Consider the following 22,702-nt stretch of genomic DNA (forward strand, 5'->3'; position numbering starts at 1 on the left):
TTTCGTTCTATGCCATCATCTTTAGAACTTCAAGTAAAAACTTTACCAAATGAACCAGGTGTTTATCAATATTTTGATAAAGAAGATGTAATTATATATGTTGGTAAAGCTAAGAATTTAAAAAAAGAGTTGCTTCTTACTTTAATAAAAATCATGAAAATGGCAAGACTAGAGTTCTTGTAAAAAAAATTGTTAAAATAAAGCACATTGTTGTTAACACAGAAACAGATGCTCTTTTATTAGAAAATAATTTAATTAAAAAATACAAACCACGTTATAATGTACTGTTAAAGGATGATAAAAGTTATCCTTGGCTTTGTATCAAAAAAGAGCGTTTTCCAAGAATTTTTATGACCAGAAGGGTTATTAAAGATGGCTCAGAATATTTTGGACCTTATACTTCTGTAAGAACTGTTAGAGTTTTATTAGATTTAATTAAAGAATTATATCCTTTAAGAACTTGTAAATACGATTTAAGCCATCAAAATATAAATGAAGGCAAGTATAAAGTTTGTTTAGAATATCATTTAAAAAATTGTAAAGGTGCTTGTGAAGCTTTAGAAACTGAAGCGAACTACAACGAATCTATAAAAGAAATTAGAAATATTATTAAAGGGAATTTTAAAAATAGTTTAGAAAAATTTCAAGATATGATGCTGAACTTCGCTAAAGAAATGGAGTTTGAAGAAGCACAAAAAATTAAAGAAAAACTTAGTTTATTAAGCAATTATCAAGCAAAATCTACAATTATAAATCCTTCTATAAATAACGTAGATGTTTTTTCTATTATTTCTGATGAAACCCATGGTTATGCTAATTTTTTAAAAATTTCAAATGGGTCTATTATTCAGTCTCATACAACAGAAATTAAGAAAAAATTAGAAGAGTCTGATAAAGAATTATTAGAATTATTTATTGTAGAAATAAGACAGCGTTTCGATTCTCAATCACCAGAAATATATGTTCCTTTTAAGGTTAATTTAGGAGAGAATTTAAAAGTTACAATTCCAAAATTAGGTGATAAGAAGCGTATTGTTGAACTTTCTGAAAGAAACGCAAAATACTATAGGCAAGAACAATTTAAGCAAGTACAAATTGTAGATCCAGATAGACATGTAAAAAGAATCATGGCGCAAATGAAAAAAGATTTACGTTTGAATGAAGAACCTAGGCATATAGAATGTTTTGATAATTCGAATATTCAAGGTACAAATCCTGTAGCAGCTTGTGTAGTTTTTAAAGACGGAAAACCAAGTAAAAAAGATTACAGACATTATAATATAAAAACGGTAGAAGGGCCAGATGATTTTGCCTCTATGGAAGAGGTAGTTTATAGAAGGTATAAACGTTTATTAGCAGAAGAAGAGCCGTTGCCTCAATTGATAATTGTTGATGGAGGAAAAGGTCAGTTATCTTCGGCATTAAAAAGTTTAGATATTTTAGGTTTGCGTGGTAAGATAGCTATAATTGGAATTGCTAAACGTTTAGAAGAAATTTATTATCCAGATGATCCTATTCCTTTATATCTCGATAAAAAATCTGAAACTTTAAAAATTACACAATATTTAAGAAATGAAGCTCATAGATTTGGTATAACTTTTCATAGAAATAAACGTAGTAAAAGTGCAATACAATCTGAGTTAGAGCAAATTCCTGATATTGGTAAACAGACCATTACTACTTTATTACGTAAATTTAAATCGGCTAAACGAGTTAAAGAAGCTTTATTTGAAGATTTAAAAGAAGTTATTGGAAATTCAAGAGCTATAAAAGTGTATCAATATTTTCATCCAACAAAAAAATGAAAAATTATTTAATCATCTTTTTATTATCTATTTCTGCTGTTTTTTACAGTCAAGAGAAGCAGCCTAAAGTAGGTTTAGTTTTAAGCGGTGGTGGCGCAAAAGGCTTTGCTCATGTAGCTGTTTTAAAAGAGATTGATAAAGCAGGAATTCAATTAGATTATATTGGCGGTACAAGTATGGGAGCAATTGTTGGTGGCTTATACGCTGCTGGTTTTTCTGCAATTCAGATAGAAGAAGTCATAAAAAATACAGATTTCGAAAGCCTTTTAAGAGACATTATACCAAGAAGTACATCTACGTTTTTCGAAAAAGAATATTTAGAAAAAACAATGATAACTTTACCTGTAAAGAGTGGTAAAATAGGTTTGCCAAAAGCTGTTTCTAGAGGACAAAATATACTTAGTTTTTTATTTGAATTACTAGATTCTACAGAAAACTTAGATGATTTCTCTAAATTACCGATCCCATTTTTCTGTATTGCTACAGATGTAGAAAATGGTGGAGAAGTTGTTTTAGAAAAGGGTTCTTTACCTCTAGCTTTAAGGGCTAGTGGTTCTTTTCCAACATTATTGGATCCTGTAATTTTTGATAGCAAACTTTTAGTAGATGGCGGAATTGCAAATAATTTTCCAGTTTCAATAATGAAATCAAAAGGTATGGATATTGTTATTGGGGTAGATGTTGAAGGTAAGTTGTATAAAAAAGAAAAACTAACTTCAGTAATATCAATTTTAAATCAGATAGTTAGTTATCAGATGTATAATAAAAGTAAAGAAGAAAAAGAAAAATTAGATGTTTATATACATCCGGATATTTTTGAATATAGTGTGGTAGATTTTGATAAAAAAGATGAAATACTAGAAAGAGGTGAGGTAGAAGCTAAAAAATTCACAAAGATATTTACTGAAATTGCAGCGAAACAAACTAATAAAAAGAAAAGAAAAAAGTAAATATAATTTCAGGAAAAAAGCACATTTCAGAAATAGGATTAACTGGGAGTAAAAATTATACTAGAGCTTTTGTTTTAGGTAAACTAAATATAAAAGAAGGAGATAGTATTTCTCGAAAAGAAATATCAAAAAGAATTTATTTATTAACTGCCACAAAAAATTACGAGAGAATAGAATATCAATTAAAGAAAAAGAAAGATAAATCTTATCTTTTAAATTTTAATTTAAAAGAATCTACAGAAAATGCATCTATAAGTTTAGGGGCTCATTACGATTTTCTTTATAAGTCTGGTGTACTGACAAATTATAGTCAAAAGCACGTTTTTACAAATAATGACTTACTTTCTTTTGATGCTATTTTAGGAGATAATTTACGCTTTAATCTTAATTATTTTGTAGATAATGGATTCTATATTAGTTATGGTTTTAGATCTAGGTACAATCATTTTAGAGCAAATTCTAAATTTAATTCTTTGGTTTCTCAATACCCAACTGTTAGTAGTATCAATTTAAAATATACAGATATAACGAATCAACTTTTTGTACAAACTACTTTTGATCGAAAATTTGCTTTAGGCATAGGTTTAGAGCAGAAACACATAAAAGCAAGTACAGAAACTATTACAAATAATAACAATGAAACTATTATAGATAATAGTAATTATTATAATGCTTTCGGATATTTAAAGTTAGATACTTACGATAAAAAATATTTTGCTTCAAAAGGATATTTTGCGGATTTAAATTTAAAATGGTACTTAAGATCTTCGGATTATAATAACGATTTTAACCCTTTTTTACAGGCAAAAGGAACTCTAGGTTTTGCAACTACTTTTGCGGATAAAGTTACTTTTCAAATGACAAATGAAGCAGGCTTTACTTTAGATAGTCCTGCTTCAGATGTGTTTGATTTTTATTTAGGTGGTTACAATCAAAATTACATTAATACATTTGTTTCTATGTATGGTTACGACTTTGCAGAACTATCTAATAACTCATTCTTAAAAACAGAATTAAACTTTAGATATCGTTTTGCAGAAAACCATTACGCTAGCATTATTGCAAATTATGCACGTTTAGATGGTAATGTATTTAAAGATATAGATGTGTTTAAAGATATTTTATCTGGTTATGCATTGGGTTATAGCTATAACAGTATCCTTGGGCCAATTGAGTTAAAGTACAGTTGGTCTCCAGATAATCGTCAAAGCTATTGGTTGTTTAATTTAGGATTTTGGTTTTAATCAATAAATTAGTTACCAGGAAAAGAAGGTTTTCTTTTCTCTAAAAATGCAGTTGTACCTTCTTTAAAATCTTCTGTTCCAAAACAATTACCAAATGCTTCAATTTCTACGTCAAATCCATTTATACCATCTACAAAATTTGCATTTACTGCTTTAATAGCTGCAGAAATTGCTACAGAAGAATTACGCATAATTTTACTAGCAATTTTTTCCGCTAGAGGCATTAATTCTTCTTGAGTTGTTAAATGGTTTACCAAACCACAACTTAAAGCATCATCTGCAGTAATCATACCCGCAGTCATAATTAATTCCATTGCTTTTCCTTTACCAACTAGTTGAGGTAAGCGTTGAGTACCACCATAACCAGGTATTACACCTAAAGAAACTTCGGGTAAGCCCATTTTTGCATTATTAGAAGCAATTCTAAAATGACAAGACATAGCTAACTCTAATCCTCCTCCTAAAGCAAATCCGTTTATAGCAGCAATTACTGGCGTAGATAAATTTTCTATAAAATTAAATAACATTTCTTGTCCTTGTCTTGCTAAACCACCTCCTTCATTAACAGAAAAGTGTGCAAATTCAGAAATATCTGCACCAGCTACAAATGCTTTTTCTTCGCTACCTGTAAGTATAATTACCTTTATGTTTTCATCATCTTCTAAAGCTTCAAAAGCTACGTTTAATTCTTCTATTGTAGCTTTATTTAATGCGTTAAGTTTTTTTGGTCTATTAATAGTTACTTGTGCTAGGTTGTTGTTTTTTGCGACTAAAATATTTTGAAATTTCATAGTATTAAAATTTGATGTTATTCGATTTTTATTCTTTTGGTAAAATTACAGTAAAAATACTTCCTTTTCCTTCTTCTGAGGTAAAAGAAATAGAGCCGTCATAAGCTTCTATAATGTTTTTAATAATACCTAAACCTAATCCCATTCCACTTGTTTTTGTAGTAAATTTTGGTTCAAAAATTAATTCTTTAACATTATCTGCAATTCCTTTTCCATTATCTGAAACAGTAATTTTTATGTTTTCATTTTCTGATAAAACGACTACATTAATTATTGGTTGCTCTTCTTTTTCTGAAGCTTGCATTGCATTTTTAACTAAATTGGTAACAATTCTAATTAATTGTGTTTTATCTAAATTACCAAATAACTCTTTTTCTTTTGGCATATAATTAATAAAACCTTCATTAAAGATATCTAAAGCTAATTTTACAACACCAATTACTTCAATTCTTTCCCTTTTTGAGAAGGCATTTTTGCAAAGTCAGAAAAAGCTGAAGCTATAGAACTCATTACGTCTATTTGTTGAATTAAAGTTTTACTGTATTCTGCAAGTTTTTCTTTAATGTTTTCTTCTTGTGGATTAAATTTTCTTTCAAAACTTTGCACAGTTAAGCGCATTGGAGTTAGCGGATTTTTTATTTCATGCGCTACTTGTTTAGCCATTTCTCTCCATGCTTGTTCACGCTCACTTTTAGCTAATTTAGCAGCACTTTCTTCTAGTTGATCAATCATACTATTGTAAGCTTCAACTAAAACTTCTATTTCTGAGCTAGCAGCATTTAAAATAATTTTTTCATTTCGCTCGTTTAAACGAGTTTGTTGCATTTTATCGGAAATAGTTTGAATAGACCTTGTAATATAACTAGATAAAAAATACGCTAAAGCAATAGCAATTAGAAACATTAATAAATACACAAATCCTAACCTTGATAAAAATTCTTGTAATTCTTTTTCAATTTCAGAATTATCTTGAGTAAATTGAAGTTCTAAAACACCAATTCTTTTAAATTTTGGGTCGTTTATATATGAGAAAGATGATTGATAACCAATACCGTTTGCTACGCTAGATTTAGGAATTCTATGATTAGAGTTTTGCGCTAATTCATTTAATAAACCAGAATTAAGAGGCTCTATATTATTTTTTTCAAAAGCATTTGTTTTTGAGGAAATTAAAAGGTTTCCATGTAAATCGAAAATGGTTATGTTTAACTTATTTATGGATGATATCTCATAGATACGTTCGTAAAAGATTTTACGCAAATTTTCTGTTTTTATGGCATAAGAAGTCTTACTGGTTAACTCTAAATCTATTATTTGTTTTGTAGTTGCTTCTTTACGTTCAAATCTTTGAATGTTATAATCTTTGGTTTGCTCATCGTACTGAATTACAGTTACTACTAAGATTAGTATTGATGCAAGTAACACCAATAAGATCATGGATAAAAAGATACGTATTCTAAGTGATATGTTTTTGAATTTTAACAATATTTATTCTGTTTTTAAGCGTTTAGTTTCCATCCATAAAGTATCATCATAATCACCATCTTCATCCCAATCATACAGGCTAATTGCTTTAAATCCGTTTTCTATTCTAGTAATTCTATAATCTACTTTTACTTCCCTACCTGCATAAAAGTATTCGATATGTAGTGTATCATTTTTTACAGACCAAAGCCCATTCGATTCACTATTTTTTTCTCCAGTTTTGTTTCTAAACCAAGCAGAAAATGTGCCATCTTTATTGTATTTAGACTGTGCTACTCTCATAGTGTTATTTTCAAACTTATCTTCATAAACACTAGTAGAATCTGTCTTGTTAACAGTTGGCATTTCTATTTTTAAATAGGTAGTTTCCCAAGAGTTTGTCATATAATTCTTTAGGCTTTTTTCCTTTTTACAACTAGCAAGAAGCATTCCAAAAAGAAAAATCAACAGAATTTTATTAGTTTTCATTTCACAAAAATTAAAAGGACAAGATAAGTAAATAAAAAAGCGTTTACAAAATAGGAGTTATGAATTAACTAACGGTAAAAACTTTTTTCTAAATTTAAGAACTAAAGGTATTCCTCTTGCTAATATCCATAAAGTAAATGCTATCCAAATTGCCATTAATTTATAACCTAACCAATCAAAAAATAATAAACTAGGTATAAAAACAAGTCCAGTAGATAAAATAAGAACATTTCTTAGATATTTCATTTCCCCCATACCTTTAAACATTCCATCAAAAATAAAAGTAATAACATTTATGGGTTGTGTTAAAATTAAAATCCAAAAAACGTTATAGAATTGTTCTAAGACTAACGGATCTTTTGAAAAAATTCCACCAATAGAATTGTAAAAAAGGAATCCAAATGTAGCTATAATCAACCCTGAAATAACTCCATATTGTGTAAGTTTTTTACTCAGTTCCACTAAAGTTTTATAATCTTTAGCGCCTAGTAATTTACCCGACAAAATATTACCAGCACTCGAGTAACCATCAATCATAAAAGCACCTAAAAGCCATAGATTTAAGCCTATTGTGTATGCTGCAATGTATTCTTTTCCATATCCAGTAGCATAAGACGTAGCAAAAAATAAAGCTGTATTTAATGCAATTGTTCTAATAAATAAATTCCCAATCATGTTTAATAAATTCGGAATTTCTTTATGAAGCTTAAAACTTAGTTTTAATGAAATTGATGTTTTCTTTTTTAAGAGAATTAATGCTATTACAGCCATAGTTATTTGTGCAAAAACACTCGCATATGCAGCTCCTTCAATATTCATTGCTGGAATAAAACCTTCTATCCCATAAACGAGTAAGATATCTAATACTATATTTAATAAGGCGCCAATAATTGCAATAACCATTGGGTAAAAAGTATTTTGTAACCCTCTAAAAGTTCCAAAAACAGCAAATACAAATAAAGAAAAAGGAAACCCAAAAATTCGAATCTTAAAATAAGTAATGCAATATTCTAAAACCGAATCAGCAGCATTGTAAAATTGAAAGATTTCTTTAGCAAAAGGATAAGAGATTGTTAGTACTAATAAACTTCCAATAACGACTATAGCTATAGCTTGTGCAGGTAAAGTTCTTACTTCTTCTAATTTATTTGCCCCAACATATTGAGAAATTATAGAGGAAATAGCACTTCTAATTTGTCCAAAAACCCAAATTAACATAGAAATAAAAGCCCCTACAATACCAACAGCAGCTAAACTTTCTGTAGCATTACTATTAATATTACCTATTATTGCTGTGTCTGTAATAGATAGTAATGGTTCTGCAATACCTGCAATTAAAGCTGGTATTGCAAGTTTATTAATTTGTTTAAAACTTAAAACTGTATTCACAAAAAGTAATTTTTTACAAAGGTACATATCTAAAAAGTTTCTACTTTCTGAAAATTGAGTAACTTTGCAGCTTAAAATACTATATTATGCAACATGTTTTAGTACCTATCGGATCTACAGAAAGCGCTCATAATACTTTACAATATGCAATTGATTTTGCTTCTGGTATTAATGCAAAAGTTTTTGTTTTTAGAGCGTATAGTTCTCAAACTAAAGCAGGAACAATGAAAAATGTAGATAGTATTATAGAACGAGAAACTAATTTGTATTTAAGAACGATGGTAAGTTCTGTAGATAGAAAAAATGTTGATGTAAAGCTAATTTCTGCAAAAGGTTCTGTTGCAGATAGCATAGAGGCTATAGATAATGAATTAGGTATAGACTTAGTTATAGTTGGTGCAAAAAGTAACTCTATTAAAGAAGAAATTTTTTTAGGTAAAACAGCTGGTAGTATTGTTAAAAAAACAAATTTACCAATGTTAACTGTGCCAAATGGTTATAAATATATCGAGGTTAAAAATGTTTTGATGGCTTTTAAATCTGCTACAGTAAAAAGTAAAACGGCTTTAAATCCTTTAAAGTTCTTTGTTAGTAAGTTTAATCCTAAAGTAAATTTACTATTAGTTAAAACACCAAGTTATACAGAAGAAGATTTGGTTTTAAATAAAGATTTAGAACTATTAAAATCATCTCTTACAGTTACTGAGAACGCAACTACGTTTCAGGGTGTTTTAGAGCACATTAAAACTCATAATCCAGATATGTTATGTGTTTTTAGACGTAAAAGAGGTTTCTTTAAAAAATTGTGGGAAAAGAGCACAATTTTAAAAGAAGAATTTTATGCAAACGTACCTTTACTTATTTTAAAAGGAAAGTAAACTAATATTTTAAATCTGCCGGTTCAATAAAGCTAATTTCTGAATTGTATATTTCTTTAATATACTTTTTTAGTTCAGTTATAAAATCATCTAGTTTTTCTTGAGTTATAACTGTGTCGGGGTTTTTAGGTTTTGAAGAGAAGTTTATAGATAAAAACCCTTGGTTCAGATTTTTAAATGAAAAAATACCTCCTTTTATTTTTTTTGTAGGATTGAAGTTTTTACTTTTTGTAAATAGAAAAGCATACAATAAAACTTGTATGGCTTTGTATTGTTCTTTTTCTCTAAGGACTTCAAAATCTAGGACTTTAAGTTCTGTAGCTTTTACCATTCCAGACTTATAATCAATAATTCTAACTTCGCCATTTAACTCATCAACTCTATCTACATTTCCATGTAGTTTTATAGGAAAGTTAATTCCATCAATATCTATTTCTGCAGCTAAATTTTCTTCGGTAGCAATAATTTTTAATTGGTTCTTTTTATCTGATAGAAGTTTTTTTCTTGTGCTAAGAAATTAGCTACAAACCTATTTGCTACTTCAAATATTAAACGATTTTTACCAGTGGTTAAATCTCCATTTTTAAAATGAATTTTAAAGTGTTTATTAACCAGAGTAGGGGCAATTTTCTCCATTTCTACAATGGTACTTGTTGTTAAGAATTTTCCAATAAAAGGTTTATATAATTCATCTAATGTTTCATGTACAACAGTACCTAAAGTGTTATAAGCTACAGTTTCTTCTACATCATCAAACTCTTTAATTTTAATAATTTTCTGTTTATAAAATGCGACAGGATTATATAGGTAGCTCGTTAAAGAAGAAGGAGAAAATCCACTTTTAGCAATTTCTTTTAATCGATCTAAAACAAGTTGGTTTTTGTCAATAATTTTTAATTCTATTTTTTTGGTTGAAATTTTAGGAGATATAATTTTCTGAATAATATCTGTTCTCATCATTTCTAATTGTGTAACAAACCTGCTTTTTTCTCCACTTCCAAAAACATCATGTTCTGTATTGTAAAGTATAAATACATTTTTTGCTCTTTGTATTAAGCGAAAGAAATGGTAAGAAAAAATTGCATCTTTTTCTCTGTAAGTTGGTAATCCAAATTCTATTTTTACATCAAAAGGGATAAAAGAGTTTTGCTGGCTACTAGCAGGTAAAACCCCTTCATTAGCAGGTGCTAGAATGATGTTTTCAAAATCTAAAACTCTAGTTTCTAACATTCCCATTAGTTGTAACCCTTTTAATGGTTCTCCTTGAAAGGATAAGTTTTCAGATGCTATTAATTGCTTAAAAAATTGTGATAATATTTTTAAATCTGTAAAATAGTTAAACTCATTTTGTAGTGTTTTTAATTGTGTAAAAGCTGTATAAAAGCGAAATAAATACTCTTTTTCTAGAGCATTAGTATCTTCTTTTAAAAGTTCAATTAATTTTAAAATTCTATCTATAAAATTAGAAATAGAATCTAGAGGTTTAAATATATTTAAGATATTATTTTTAATTTCTGAAGTTTCATTCTCTAAAAATATTGAGATCTGATTTGTACTTATAAATGTTTGATTTTCTTTAGCTATTTCTGTAGTAAATGTTTCAATATTAGGAATTAAACTATAAATAGATTGATGTTTAAGAAAACGAATAACATCTTTATAGTAAAATTCATTTAAAAGGTTTTTTTGTAATTTTTCTTGAGATATAAAGAGTTGAAATATTGAAGACAATAAGTTTGTTGCAGGAATATCTTTTAAAGGATAGCCCATAGTAATATTAATTGCATTAATATTTTTAGGTAAAGAATTTAAGGTAATTGGTAGTAATGTTTCATCTGCTAATACTAATGCCGTATTTTTAAAACTAATATTTTCTTCTAAAATTTCTCCAATATATTTTATTTGAGTATTGTTTTTTGCTGCTCCAATAACTTCTATTTTCTTTGGCAAAGAAAATTTATTCGATAAGTTTTTAAGACTGTTTTTTTCATAATACTTCCATTCTTTTTTGTATTTTCTAATAAATTTCCCTGCTTGATGATTAGAATTAAAAAAGGTCTCATCTATGTCCCAATAGACTTCAGAATTTCCACTTTCCAACACTTTTTGAAACAAGAGTTCTTCCGCTTTATTTAATGCATTAAAACCAATAAAAAATATTTTAGTATCACCTTTTTTATTTAAAAAAGCATCAATTTTTTTACTAGCTTCTCTATACATTAAACCTTGATATCCTAAGTTTTCATCAATTAAAAACTTGTAAAAAGCAGTATAATAATTGTTTAACCTTTCTAAAAAAGAGTAATGATCTTTAATTAAATCGGTTTCTTTAAAAGTTCCTTTTACAGACCATTTTCTCAACCTTTCTATATCTCTTAAGTAGGTAAAAATTTCTTTTGTATTTATTAAATGTTGATCTATTTCATTAAAGTCTTGTAATACAGTTATTGCCCAAGAAGAGAAAGTGTCAAAAGAGTCTGGATTTTTTTCTACAGACTTATAAATTGTATAAAAATGAAATAACAGTTGAATGTTATCTGCTTTTTGTACACCAGAAATTTGTTGAATAAACTGTTCAACGTTTAACATTTCTGGAAGAAAACCTACAGATATTTTATCTTTAAAAGTTTGTTTTACAAATACTTTAGCTCTTTGAGATGGTAGAACAAAAATAACGTTTTCAAAAGATTTTGTTGTTAGTAAAATATCATCAAGAGTATCAGAAATAAAAGATTTCATAGCTTTTTTTGGTTTTCTAAATTACAAAAACTTACATTTATATGTCTTTAATCTTAAAATTTATTTTCATGAAGAATGAATTACATGTTGTAGGAATTCAAGCTGATTTATTTTGGGAAAACTCAACGAAAAATTTAATTTCTTTTGAAGAAAAAATACACACTTTATCAGAAAATACAGATTTAGTTGTTTTGCCAGAAATGTTTACAACAGGATTTACAATGAACCCTAAAAATGTTGCAGAAAAAATGGGGGAATTTCTGTTTCTTGGATGCAAAAAATAGCATTAGAAAAGCAAATTGCAATTACTGGAAGTTTGGTAATTCAAGAAAAAAATAAATTTTACAATCGACTTGTTTTTGTACATCCTTCAGGGAAAATTGAAACCTATGATAAAAGACATTCTTTTACATTAGCTGGTGAGGATAAAGTATATACTTCTGGTACAGAAAAAATAATTATTACTTTTAAAGGATGGAAAATTTGTCCATTAATCTGTTATGATTTAAGGTTTCCTGTTTGGGCTAGAAACACAGAAAATTATGATTTACTAATATACATGGCAAATTGGCCAATAGCAAGAATTAAAGCTTGGGATACACTTTTAAAAGCAAGAGCAATTGAAAACATGAGTTATGTTGTTGGTATTAATAGAACAGGAAAAGATGCTAATAATTATAAATATTCTGGAAATTCTTTAATTGTAGATTATTTAGGCAATGAAGTTTCTAGTTTACAAAAAAATGAAGTTGGTATTTTGAGTTTTAAAATCGAAAAAAACAATCAAAATAAAATGAGAGAGAAACTTGGTTTTTTAAATGATAAAGATTTTTTTAGTTTTAATGAATAGACTTTAATTTGAAAATGTATTTTTGCATTTTGATAAAATAATTAAGAATGAATAATTTTTCAATAGCCATTCATGGTGGAGCAGGAACTTTAGTAGAAGGAATGATGACTTCTGAATTAGAGGCGCAATATAAATCGGCTTTAAAATTAGCTTTAGATGCTGGTTATACCATTTTAGAAAGCGGAGGGAATTCATTAGATGCAGTAGAAAAAGCAGTAATTGTTTTAGAAAATTCTCATTTATTTAACGCCGGAAAAGGTTCAGTTTTTACAGCAAATGAAACACATGAAATGGATGCTGCAATTATGGATGGAAAGACATTAAATGCTGGTGCTGTTTCTTTAATTAGCGGAATTAAAAATCCGGTTTCTTTAGCAAAAGATGTAATGCAAAAAAGTGAACATGTTTTTTTGGCTGGAGAAGGAGCTATGCAATTTGCAAAAATGAATGATTATACTATTGAAGATGATGCTTATTTTTATGATGAATTTCGTCATAATCAATGGTTAGAAATTAAAGATACAGATAGTTTTCAGTTAGATCATGCAAAGAAAAAAGATTCAAAATTCGGAACAGTTGGTGCAGTAGCTTGTGATAAAAATGGAAATATTGCTGCAGCAACTTCAACAGGAGGAATGACAAACAAAAAGTTTGGTAGAGTAGGAGATTCTCCGATGATTGGTGCAGGAAATTATGCTAACAATAAAACATGTGCAATTTCTTGTACAGGTAGTGGTGAGTTTTTTATCCGTGGAGTTGTAGCTTATGATGTTGCGTGTTTAATGGAACATAAAGAAATGTCTGTAGAATCAGCTTCCAACGAAGTAATTAATAAAAGAATTTTAGAAATTGGTGGTGATGGAGGCCTAATTGCAGTGGATGCAAAAGGAAATATTGCAATGCCTTTTAACACAGAAGGAATGTATCGTGCAAGTAAATCTTCTAACGGAAAAGAAGAAGTTTCTATTTATAAGTAAGATTCTTCACTTCGTTACTTTCCGTTCTGAATGACATTTAAATTCTTCTAATAATTATTGTTTGTCATTCAGAGGGAAGCATGACCGAAGAATCTCAAAAGGAAAAGAAATATTATTTTAGTAATATGAAAACTTTAGGAACTCATAATTACTATGTTTATATACTAACAAATAAAACAAAAACTGTTTTATATACTGGAGTTACAAATAACTTAAAAGAACGATTATATTTTCATCAAAATCCAGAACCTTTTTCAAAAGCATTTACTACTAAATACAAATTTTTTTATTTAATTTATCACGAAAATTTTCAAGATGTTAATGTTGCTATAGATAGAGAAAAGCAAATTAAAGGTTGGAGTAGATCAAAAAAAGAAACTTTGATTTTAAGTTTTAATCCAACTTGGAGTTTTCTAAATAATGATATTTAAGAGATTCTTCACTCCGTAACTCGTCCTGAATGATAAAATAAACTCTTAAATAAAAGGAGCATCAATAGCTAAAACAGAAACTTTTCTGTCTTTTATAGAGTACATATCACTATTAGAAAGTACATGAATATTTAGGTTTGCCATCGTCATTGGTGTACCTTCTTCTAATATTTTTTCGTTATTGTGGGTAAGTTTACTTCCGTCAAAAATAATAACCATTCCAGAGCCAATTACAGTACAATCGCTACCATTTTTTATAATCATTCCTGTGTCTTCTGCAAGTCCAATTCCAATTAAATTAGGATGTTTTGCAACAGCTTCAGACTGTCTTCCAAAACGACCTCTTTTAATAAAATGCGTGTCGATAATTAATTCAGGAATTAAATTTAATCCTTTGTACATATCAACAGCACCTTTAATAAAAGCTTCAGTTGCACTTCCACCAGCAATCATCTCATTTGCCATTGCCATTGCACCTGCACTTGTGCCAGCAATTACAAAACCTTCTTCGTTTTTATAACGATCTGCTAAAATTTTATGAATGGTAGTTCCTCCAATTTTATCGGTAATTTTAGATTGATCTCCACCAGAAAACATCACACAATCTGCTGTTTTAATCAAATTGATTGAGCTTTCTTTTTCAGAATCTTCTTTACTTCTAATGTCTAGAACTGTAACATTCTTACATCCTAAAGTTGTAAAAGCATCTATATAATTTTCTCCAACTTCAACAGGAATACTTGAAGCTGTAGGTATTACAATAATATTTGCATCAATACCACCAGCTTCTTTTACAACATGATATAAAATACCTTCGCTAATAAACTCTTGTGTATATTGTTCATTTTCTTCAATTCCTTTATCCTCATTTCCGCCAATAGGAATTAATGTTCCTTTAATCATTTTCATAAAAAATTAATTGCTTTTATCTAGATGCAAAAATAAAGGAATTTTTATCTAAAAATGTATATATTTATGAACTTTCAAACTAATTAAACAATCCAAAGATGAAAATAGTAAATATCAATGCAATGAGAGGACCAAATTATTGGTCTGTTAGAAGACATAAACTAATTGTTATGGTTTTGGACCTTGAAGAAATGGAAGAAAGACCTTCTAATAAGGTAGATGGATTTTCTGAAAGATTAAAAGCAATGTTTCCAACAATGTATTCTCATCGTTGTTCTGAAGGTTGTGAAGGTGGATTTTTTATGAGAGTTGATGATGGAACTTGGATGGGACATATTATTGAACATATTGCCTTAGAAATTCAAACTTTAGCAGGAATGGACACAGGTTTTGGAAGAACCAGAGGTTATGGAGAAGAAGGTGTTTATAGTGTAGTTTTTTCTTATTTAGAAGAAAATGTTGGTAGATATGCAGCAAAATCTGCAGTTAGAATTTGTGAAGCCTTAATTGCTGGCGAAACTTATGATCTTGAAGAAGATATTCAAGAAATGAGAGAATTAAGAGAAAGTTCACGTTTAGGGCCAAGTACAGGTTCTATTGTTGAAGAAGCAGAAGCACGTGGAATTCCTTGGATTCGTTTAAATCAATATTCATTAGTTCAATTGGGTTATGGAGCTAATCAAAAACGTATTCAAGCAACTGTTACAAGTGAAACCAGTAGTATTGGTGTTGAATTAGCATGTGATAAAGAAGATACAAAATATTTATTAGAACAAGCAGAAGTAGAAGTTCCAAGAGGAGATATTATTAGAAGAGAAAGAAGTTTAAAAGATGCGTGTATTTACGTTGGTTATCCTTTAGTAATAAAACCTGTAGATGGAAATCATGGACGAGGAATTACTGTAAATATTCAAAATTATGAAGATGCATTAGAAGGTTTTAGACATGCAAAAAACAGTTCTAAAAGTGGTGCAATAATTGTAGAAAAATTTATTACAGGTGAAGATTATAGACTTTTAGTAATAAATAACAAATTGGTTGCTGCAGCTTTAAGAACACCTGCACATGTAATTGGTGATGGAAAATCTACTGTTCAAAATTTAATAGACGAAGTAAATAAAGACCCAAGAAGAGGTTATGGTCATGAAAAAGTGTTGACTCAAATCACTGTAAATGAATTAACCCAAACTATAATAAAAGACGCTGGTTATACTTTAGATTCTGTTATTAAAAAAGGAGAAAGACTAATTTTAAAAGATACTGCGAACTTAAGTACTGGTGGAACAGCAGAAGATGTAACAGATATTGTACATCCTGCAAATGTATTTATGGCAGAAAGAATTTCTAAAATCATCGATTTAGATATTTGTGGAATTGATGTAATGACAACAGATATTTCTAAACCATTATCAGAAACTGGTGGAGCTGTTTTAGAAGTTAACGCAGGCCCAGGATTTAGAATGCATTTAGCACCAACAGAAGGATTGCCAAGAAATGTAGCAGCACCAGTAATTGATAAATTATTTCCTCCAGGATCTACATCTAGAATTCCTATTGTTGCAATTTCTGGAACTAACGGAAAGACAACCACAACTCGTTTAATTGCACACATGGCAAAAATGAAAGGGTATAAAGTTGGTTATACAACAAGTGATGGCGTCTATATTCAGAATAGATTATTAATGACAGGTGATTGTACAGGTCCTGCAAGTGCAGAATTTGTTTTACGAGATCCAACCGTAAATTTTGCAGTTTTAGAATCTGCAAGAGGAGGTTTATTAAGAGCGGGTTTAGGTTTTAAAAAATGTGATATAGGTATTGTTACCAACGTTGCAGCAGATCATTTAGGTTTAAAAGGAATTCATACAGTAGAACAATTAGCAAAAGTAAAAGGTGTAATACCAGAAACAGTTTTACCAGAAGGAACCGCAATTTTAAATGCCGATGATGAATTAGTGTATGCAATGCGTAAAAATGTAGAATGTAATGTAGCATTATTCTCTTTGGATGAAAATAATCCGCATATAAAAGCAATCCAAAAACGTGGAGGTTTATCTGCTATTTACGAAAACGGATTTATAACAATTTGTAGAGGAGAATGGAAAATGCGAGTTATAAAAGCTGTAAATGTTCCATTAACTTATGGAGGAAAAGCAACATTTATGATTCAGAATGTTTTGCCAGCAGTTTTAACAGCTTATTTAAAAGGATTCTCTTTAGAAGATATGAAAATGTCTTTAGAAACATTTATTCCTTCAGCAACACAAACACCTGGAAGGTTAAATTTATTTAAGTTTAAAAATTTCCAGATTTTAGTTGATTATGCACATAATCCTGCAGGAATGAGAGCGTTAAAACAATTTACAGACAATTTAGAAGCTACTGTAAAAATTGGAATTATAGCAGGAATTGGAGATAGAAGAGTAGAAGATAATAATGAAATGGGCGGAATTGCTGCAGACATGTTTGATGAAATTATTATTCGACAAGACAAACGTTTACGTGGTAAAACAGAACAAGAATTAATTACAATGTTAGATGATGGAATTAAAAAACGAGATCCTAAAAAGAAAACGACAATTATTCCATCTGAAAGAGATGCAATTTTACACGCAGTAAAAAATGCACCACAGAATGCATTAATTGTATTGTGTAGTGATGTGGTTCCAGATGCACTTAATTTGGTTAAAGAACTCAAGGAAAAAGAAGCAAGTGAACTTTATGAGTTTACAAATGAAGATATTCCTAATCAATAATAAAAAAAGAAACTCCCAATTTTGGGAGTTTTTTGTTAAAAGTCTTCTAAATACCAAATCATTACATATTAAAATGAAGTAAATTAGCAAAAATTTTTTTATGCCACGTTGGATTTTTCCTTTAATAATTCTATTAGCAATTATTCTAATTGTAGAAATTTATGCTTTTCAAGCATTTAAAACCATTTCTAAAAACAAATTTGTTCGGTTTTCATTTCTGTTTTTAAGTTTAGCAGTGTATGTAAATTTTTTAATAACAATGCTAACGTATTCTAGAAGTGATGGACAAACACCTCAATTTCAAATGGCTGTAGGTTTGTTGTTAACTTTTACTATTCCAAAATTGGTTATAATTATTATGCTCTTTGGAGAAGATATGTATAGATGGATTGCAAAAGGAATTTCTGCAATTTCATCTGGAGAAACAAAATCGCTACCAAGTAGAAGAAAATTTATTTCTCAATTGGCTTTGGGTTTGGCAGCAATACCATTTGCATCTTTTATTTACGGAATTATTCAAGGAAAATACAATTACAAAGTAATTAAATATCAATTAAGTTTTAAAGATTTACCAGACGCTTTTGATGGTTTTACAATTACTCAAATTTCAGACATTCATTCTGGGAGTTTTACAAACAAAGAAAAAATACAATATGGTGTAGATTTAATCAATCAGCAAAAATCTGATATTATGCTTTTTACAGGGGATATTGTAAATAATACTGCTGATGAAATGAATGATTGGATTGATGTTTTTGATAAATTAGAAGCTAAAGAAGGTAAATATTCAATTTTAGGAAATCATGATTATGGAGATTATATAGATTGGAAATCTCCAGAAGATAAAAAAGATAATTTTAAAGCAGTAAAAGATATTCACAAAAAAATTGGTTTTGATTTGTTGTTAGATGAACATCGATATTTAGAAAAAGACGGACAAAAAATTGCGCTTCTTGGAGTAGAGAACTGGGGAAAAGGATTTAACCAAGCAGGAGACTTACAAAAAGCATCAGCAAACATTAAAAAAGAAGATTTTAAAATCTTAATGAGTCATGATCCGAGTCATTGGGAAGAAAAGGTAAAAAAAGACGATTTTAATTATCATTTAACTTTAAGTGGTCATACACATGGTTTACAAATGGGTATAGAAATACCAGGTTGGTTTAAATGGAGTCCTTCTCAATTTGTATACAAACAATGGGCAGGTTTGTATGAAGAAGCAGGTAGGTTTATAAATGTAAACAGAGGATTTGGTTACCATGCTTTTCCTGGAAGAGTGGGTATTTGGCCAGAAATTACGGTTATAGAATTGAAAAAAGCTTGATAATCAGCTTATTTAATAAGAATTACTATATTTGTGATAGTACTTATTGTGTAACTGTGAGTTTTTATCCCTTTAAAACATACTATTATGACGAAATTTGGAGAGTTAATTGGAGTTGATAAACCCGTATTAATCGATTTTTATACAGATTGGGACGAGGTTGAAAATAGCGTTGATACTTTAAGAGATGTAGCAGCTGCTTTAGGTGATAGAGCTAAAGTTATAAAGATTGACATCAAAAAGAATGAAACACTAGCAGATGCTTTACGTGTAAAGGGTAATCCTACTTTTATGATTTATAAAAATGGCGTAATGAAGTGGCGCCAAACAGGTTTCCAAGACGCTAATACCTTAATTGGTTTAGTACAGCAGTACGTTTAAAAAACTGTTTTTAAAATAAAAGATCTAGTTTATTAATTGTATTTAACAATCAATAAACTAGATTTCTTATTTTATTTATTTTCCTCTGGAATTATATGATTAAATAATGAAAGCGTTTTATTAAAATCGTCTTGTAATTCTGTAATAAAATCTTCATCAGTATCATTTTGTATTACTTGATCAATAACACCTCTGTATAGATATCTAAAGGTCATATCAAAGTCATCAAATATCATATCAAATTCTTCAATAGAAAAAGTACTAAACCAAATTAACTTATTTTTAAATAATGTAATTAGGGTTTTAGCACTTTCTCTTGCTTTTTCTTTTTCACCTAATTTATAATACATTTCTGGGTACTCTAAAGATAAACTGTAATGATCAAAATCTTTAATAGGTAATTTTTCTAAAGATAAATCTAAAACCTCAACAGCTTTTAAAGTATCTCCTTCCTTTGCAAAAGCATTAGATAAACGCATTAAACTATTTCTCATAGAAATGGCATTTCTTTTTGTTTGCTCATCTAAGTATATCTTACCATCATTTATGTTTCTCCAATCCCATTTCTGTATGTTTTTATACATTTTCTCTGTATCAATTCTACCTATGTCAAACAAACTTAACTCTCTTTCTAGTTTTCCGTTTTTATCATAAACTTTTGTAGGAGTTTTAATTGGTACAAATTTAAATGCAACACCATCTAGCTGTAAATAATCTTTTAACCAGATATACTCACTATCTGTGTTAGAGCCTCCAGTAAAATAAATTGGACGTTTCCAGTCGAAATTATTTAAAATATCTAACATTAAAAGTGTGTTTTTGGCTAAAGCTCTATCTACAGTAATGTCTATATATGGTAAAATTTTATCAGCATCTTTTTGAGCTACAATTCCATATTTTAAAACATTTTCTTTGTTAACAGGTATTCTAATTCTATTTGTAGGTAACATTTTTTCTGGGTTACCATCATCATCTAAATCGTAGAATGTTTTTTTACTGTTGCTTCTTATCCATTTCATGTAGGTGTCTAAATCTAAAATAGAATCATGTAGTTGAGGATATAACTCTTTAGAGTAATAAGAATATGCAACATCTAAGCTACCGTATTTATACTCATCATGTGTTAATTTAGATGGTATTGGAGCTGCGTCGTAAGTAGCTCGTTTCATTTGATCTATATACCAATCTGTTTGAAATAAACTAGTATTTACTAGTTTTACATCGGTTCTAATTCCTTCTACTTCTTGCATATACCAAAGTGGGAATGTATCATTATCACCAATGGTAAACATAATTGCATTTTCATCGCAACTTTCTAAGTAAGCTTGCGCGTTTAAATGTGTTGTGTATCTGTTAGATCGGTCATGGTCATCCCAATTTTCAAAAGCCATTAAAGATGGTACGGCAACAAACGAAATAAATGTTACAGCAACCGCCATGGATTTTTGTGGGCCAAATTGTTTTAATTTCTCATAAATAGCTAAAACACCAAATCCAATCCAGATGGCAAATATGTAGAAACTACCTACAACGGCATAATCACGTTCTCTAGGCTCAAAAGGTTTTGGGTTTGTATAAAATATAATTGCTAAACCAGTAAAAGCAAAGAATAGAAAGAGTGTAAAAAAGTTTTCTTTATCCCATTTTATTTGATATAATAAACCAATGATACCTAAAATTAATGGTAAAAAATAATATTTATTTCTCCCTTTGTTTTCTAAAACTTGCGGTGGTAATTTATCTTGAGAACCTAATCTTACTTCGTCAATAAAATCAATACCACTTAACCAATTTCCATTAAAAATATCTAATCGACCTTGAGTATCGTTTTGACGTCCTACAAAATTCCACATAAAATAACGTCCATACATGTACCCAAATTGAAAACTTGCCATAAACTTAATATTCTCTGCAAAAGTTGGTCTACGTTTGCTATTTGCTGGTATACCGGCAATTGCTTTGTACATTTTTTCTGAAGCCGGATTTACCATTCTTGGAATGAAACCTTTATGTTTGTCAGAGTAATTACGTAAAATACCTTTGTATTTATTAACAATTACATACTTGCCGTCTTTCTTTTCATATTTAGGTTTATCATCTCTTGTAGGATTACTTGCATCAACATCATCATTATACTTGTTAGAGTAATAAGTGTCGTAAAAAACATTTGCATCTCCATATTGTTCACGCTCATAATAAGCCAACAACTCTCTTGCGCTTGATGGATTGTTCTCGTTAATAGTTGTGTTTGCATTCGCTCTTATTGGTAACATCATCCAAGAAGAAAAACCAATCATAATAAATAATAACGAAAGGATTAAGGTATTTGCTGTAACCTTATTGTTTTTTCTAGTATAGTTTAAGCCAAAATAGAATAAAACAATTAAAACAATTGCCGCAATTATACTTCCAGAATTATAAGGTAAACCCACAGAGTTGATAAAAAATAATTCTGATGCGCTAAAGAATTTTAATGTAAAAGGGAAGATAAATTTAAAAACTAATATTAAAACAAAAACTGAAATTACGGTTGCAACTGCTGTAGATTTTAAGTTGATATTTTTAAATGTTTTAAAGAAATATAACATAACAATTGCAGGAATTACCAGTAATGAAAGTATGTGTACACCAAAAGATAAACCAACTACAAAACTTATAATAATTAACCATTTATTTCCTCTAGGTTCGTGTAATACACTTTCCCATTTTAGACCAAGCCAAAACAATAAAGCCATTAAAAATGAAGACATTGCGTATACTTCACCTTCTACTGCGCTAAACCAAAAACTATCTGAAAAAGTATATGACAATGACCCTATTAAACTACTACCTAGAATTGCTATATATTTTCCTTCAGATGATTTTCCAGATTTTAAAGCCAATTTTTTAGCAAGGTTGGTAATTGTCCAAAACATAAACAAAATTGTAAATGCACTTGCTAAAGCAGACATAAAGTTTACCATTTTTGCAATTTCTGTAAGGTCTGAAGTAAACATTGCAAAAAATGCTCCTAACATTTGAAAAAGAGGTGCACCTGGTGGATGCCCAACTTCTAGTTTTACCGAGGTTGATATGTATTCTCCACAATCCCAGGCGCTAACGGTAGGTTCTAGGGTTAATGTATATGTAATTAATGCTATGGCAAATGTAACCCATCCTAAAATGATGTTCCATTTTTTAAAGTTTTCTGATGTCATAAAGTAGCTTAATAATCTTTGAGCGAATTTAGTAATAAATATGAATATAAGTGGGTTCTATCTCCTTTTCTACTAACAGAAGTACTCATAAATGTTTGTTAAAGTCAAAAAATATTTAAAAAAGTTTG

At 29.0% G+C, this 22,702-nt stretch carries 15 protein-coding genes and 3 pseudogenes; 10 read left to right on the plus strand and 8 right to left on the minus strand.

Annotation, left to right across the window (positions count from 1 at the left end; genetic code table 11):
- Window positions 1-9: 9 nt before the first annotated feature.
- The 3 genes and pseudogenes from uvrC (at window position 10) to N5A56_RS15135 (ending at window position 3,999) form a co-directional block, all read left to right on the plus strand.
- Window positions 10-1,805 (plus strand): annotated as a pseudogene (uvrC, locus tag N5A56_RS15125) (excinuclease ABC subunit UvrC).
- Window positions 1,802-2,755, plus strand: coding sequence for a patatin-like phospholipase family protein (locus tag N5A56_RS15130; protein WP_265726919.1), 954 nt, complete (start codon window positions 1,802-1,804; stop codon window positions 2,753-2,755). Before uvrC ends, N5A56_RS15130 begins: the two are co-directional and overlap by 4 nt.
- Before the next feature lie 251 nt (window positions 2,756-3,006).
- Window positions 3,007-3,999 (plus strand): hypothetical protein, encoded by a 993-nt coding sequence (locus tag N5A56_RS15135; protein ID WP_265726935.1) that lies wholly within the window; start codon window positions 3,007-3,009, stop codon window positions 3,997-3,999.
- A gap of 8 nt (window positions 4,000-4,007) precedes the next feature.
- On the opposite strand, the gene N5A56_RS15140 is transcribed toward N5A56_RS15135, so the two are convergent.
- From N5A56_RS15140 to N5A56_RS15155, 4 genes and pseudogenes are all read right to left on the minus strand, one after another.
- Window positions 4,008-4,790, minus strand: a complete 783-nt coding sequence (locus N5A56_RS15140; RefSeq protein WP_265726920.1) for an enoyl-CoA hydratase/isomerase family protein — start codon at window positions 4,788-4,790, stop codon at window positions 4,008-4,010.
- A 28-nt stretch (window positions 4,791-4,818) separates the two neighbouring features.
- Window positions 4,819-6,227: pseudogene (locus N5A56_RS15145) on the minus strand (sensor histidine kinase).
- Between the two features lie 51 nt (window positions 6,228-6,278).
- Entirely contained in the window at window positions 6,279-6,743 is a 465-nt protein-coding gene (locus N5A56_RS15150; RefSeq protein WP_265726921.1) for a hypothetical protein, read from the minus strand.
- 57 nt (window positions 6,744-6,800) lie between these two features.
- Window positions 6,801-8,159 carry an MATE family efflux transporter gene (locus N5A56_RS15155; protein ID WP_420793193.1) on the minus strand — a complete coding sequence of 453 codons (1,359 nt, stop codon included), beginning with the start codon at window positions 8,157-8,159 and terminating at the stop codon, window positions 6,801-6,803.
- Between the two features lie 59 nt (window positions 8,160-8,218).
- Here N5A56_RS15155 and N5A56_RS15160 point away from each other — a divergent pair, with 59 nt between their 5' ends.
- Window positions 8,219-9,010 (plus strand): universal stress protein, encoded by a 792-nt coding sequence (locus N5A56_RS15160; protein WP_265726923.1) that lies wholly within the window; start codon window positions 8,219-8,221, stop codon window positions 9,008-9,010.
- 1 nt (window position 9,011) lies between these two features.
- On the opposite strand, the gene N5A56_RS15165 is transcribed toward N5A56_RS15160, so the two are convergent.
- Window positions 9,012-9,476 carry a PD-(D/E)XK nuclease family protein gene (locus tag N5A56_RS15165; protein WP_337994856.1) on the minus strand — a complete coding sequence of 155 codons (465 nt, stop codon included), beginning with the start codon at window positions 9,474-9,476 and terminating at the stop codon, window positions 9,012-9,014.
- Between the two features lie 2 nt (window positions 9,477-9,478).
- A complete protein-coding gene (locus tag N5A56_RS15170; RefSeq protein ID WP_274270530.1) occupies window positions 9,479-11,749 on the minus strand; it encodes a PD-(D/E)XK nuclease family protein in 2,271 nt (756 codons plus the stop codon).
- A 68-nt stretch (window positions 11,750-11,817) separates the two neighbouring features.
- On the opposite strand from N5A56_RS15170, the pseudogene N5A56_RS15175 reads away from it, so the two are divergent.
- The 3 genes and pseudogenes from N5A56_RS15175 to N5A56_RS15185 all read left to right on the plus strand — a co-directional run bounded on the left by N5A56_RS15175 (window position 11,818) and on the right by N5A56_RS15185 (window position 14,007).
- Window positions 11,818-12,599 (plus strand): annotated as a pseudogene (locus tag N5A56_RS15175) (amidohydrolase).
- A gap of 47 nt (window positions 12,600-12,646) precedes the next feature.
- A complete protein-coding gene (locus N5A56_RS15180) occupies window positions 12,647-13,576 on the plus strand; it encodes an isoaspartyl peptidase/L-asparaginase family protein (RefSeq protein WP_265726925.1) in 930 nt (309 codons plus the stop codon).
- A 125-nt stretch (window positions 13,577-13,701) separates the two neighbouring features.
- The gene (locus N5A56_RS15185; protein ID WP_265726936.1) at window positions 13,702-14,007 is read left to right on the plus strand and encodes a GIY-YIG nuclease family protein; all 306 of its coding nucleotides are present in this window, start codon (window positions 13,702-13,704) and stop codon (window positions 14,005-14,007) included.
- Window positions 14,008-14,052: 45 nt separating this feature from the next.
- Here the strand turns inward: N5A56_RS15185 and N5A56_RS15190 are convergent, their stop codons facing one another.
- Window positions 14,053-14,916: a cyanophycinase gene (locus tag N5A56_RS15190; RefSeq protein WP_265726926.1), complete on the minus strand. Its 864-nt coding sequence runs from the start codon at window positions 14,914-14,916 to the stop codon at window positions 14,053-14,055.
- 98 nt (window positions 14,917-15,014) lie between these two features.
- On the opposite strand from N5A56_RS15190, the gene cphA reads away from it, so the two are divergent.
- The 3 genes from cphA (at window position 15,015) to N5A56_RS15205 (ending at window position 19,377) form a co-directional block, all read left to right on the plus strand.
- Window positions 15,015-17,672, plus strand: a complete 2,658-nt coding sequence (gene cphA / locus N5A56_RS15195; RefSeq protein WP_274270531.1) for a cyanophycin synthetase — start codon at window positions 15,015-15,017, stop codon at window positions 17,670-17,672.
- Between the two features lie 100 nt (window positions 17,673-17,772).
- A complete protein-coding gene (locus N5A56_RS15200) occupies window positions 17,773-18,996 on the plus strand; it encodes a metallophosphoesterase (RefSeq protein ID WP_265726587.1) in 1,224 nt (407 codons plus the stop codon).
- An 87-nt stretch (window positions 18,997-19,083) separates the two neighbouring features.
- Window positions 19,084-19,377: a thioredoxin family protein gene (locus N5A56_RS15205; RefSeq protein WP_265726586.1), complete on the plus strand. Its 294-nt coding sequence runs from the start codon at window positions 19,084-19,086 to the stop codon at window positions 19,375-19,377.
- Between the two features lie 71 nt (window positions 19,378-19,448).
- Here N5A56_RS15205 and N5A56_RS15210 read toward each other — a convergent pair whose 3' ends face one another.
- Entirely contained in the window at window positions 19,449-22,574 is a 3,126-nt protein-coding gene (locus N5A56_RS15210; RefSeq protein WP_265726585.1) for a glycosyltransferase family 117 protein, read from the minus strand.
- Window positions 22,575-22,702: the final 128 nt, after the last annotated feature.

Origin of the sequence: Polaribacter ponticola (genome assembly GCF_026191475.2) — a bacterium.
GTDB lineage: Bacteria > Bacteroidota > Bacteroidia > Flavobacteriales > Flavobacteriaceae > Polaribacter > Polaribacter ponticola.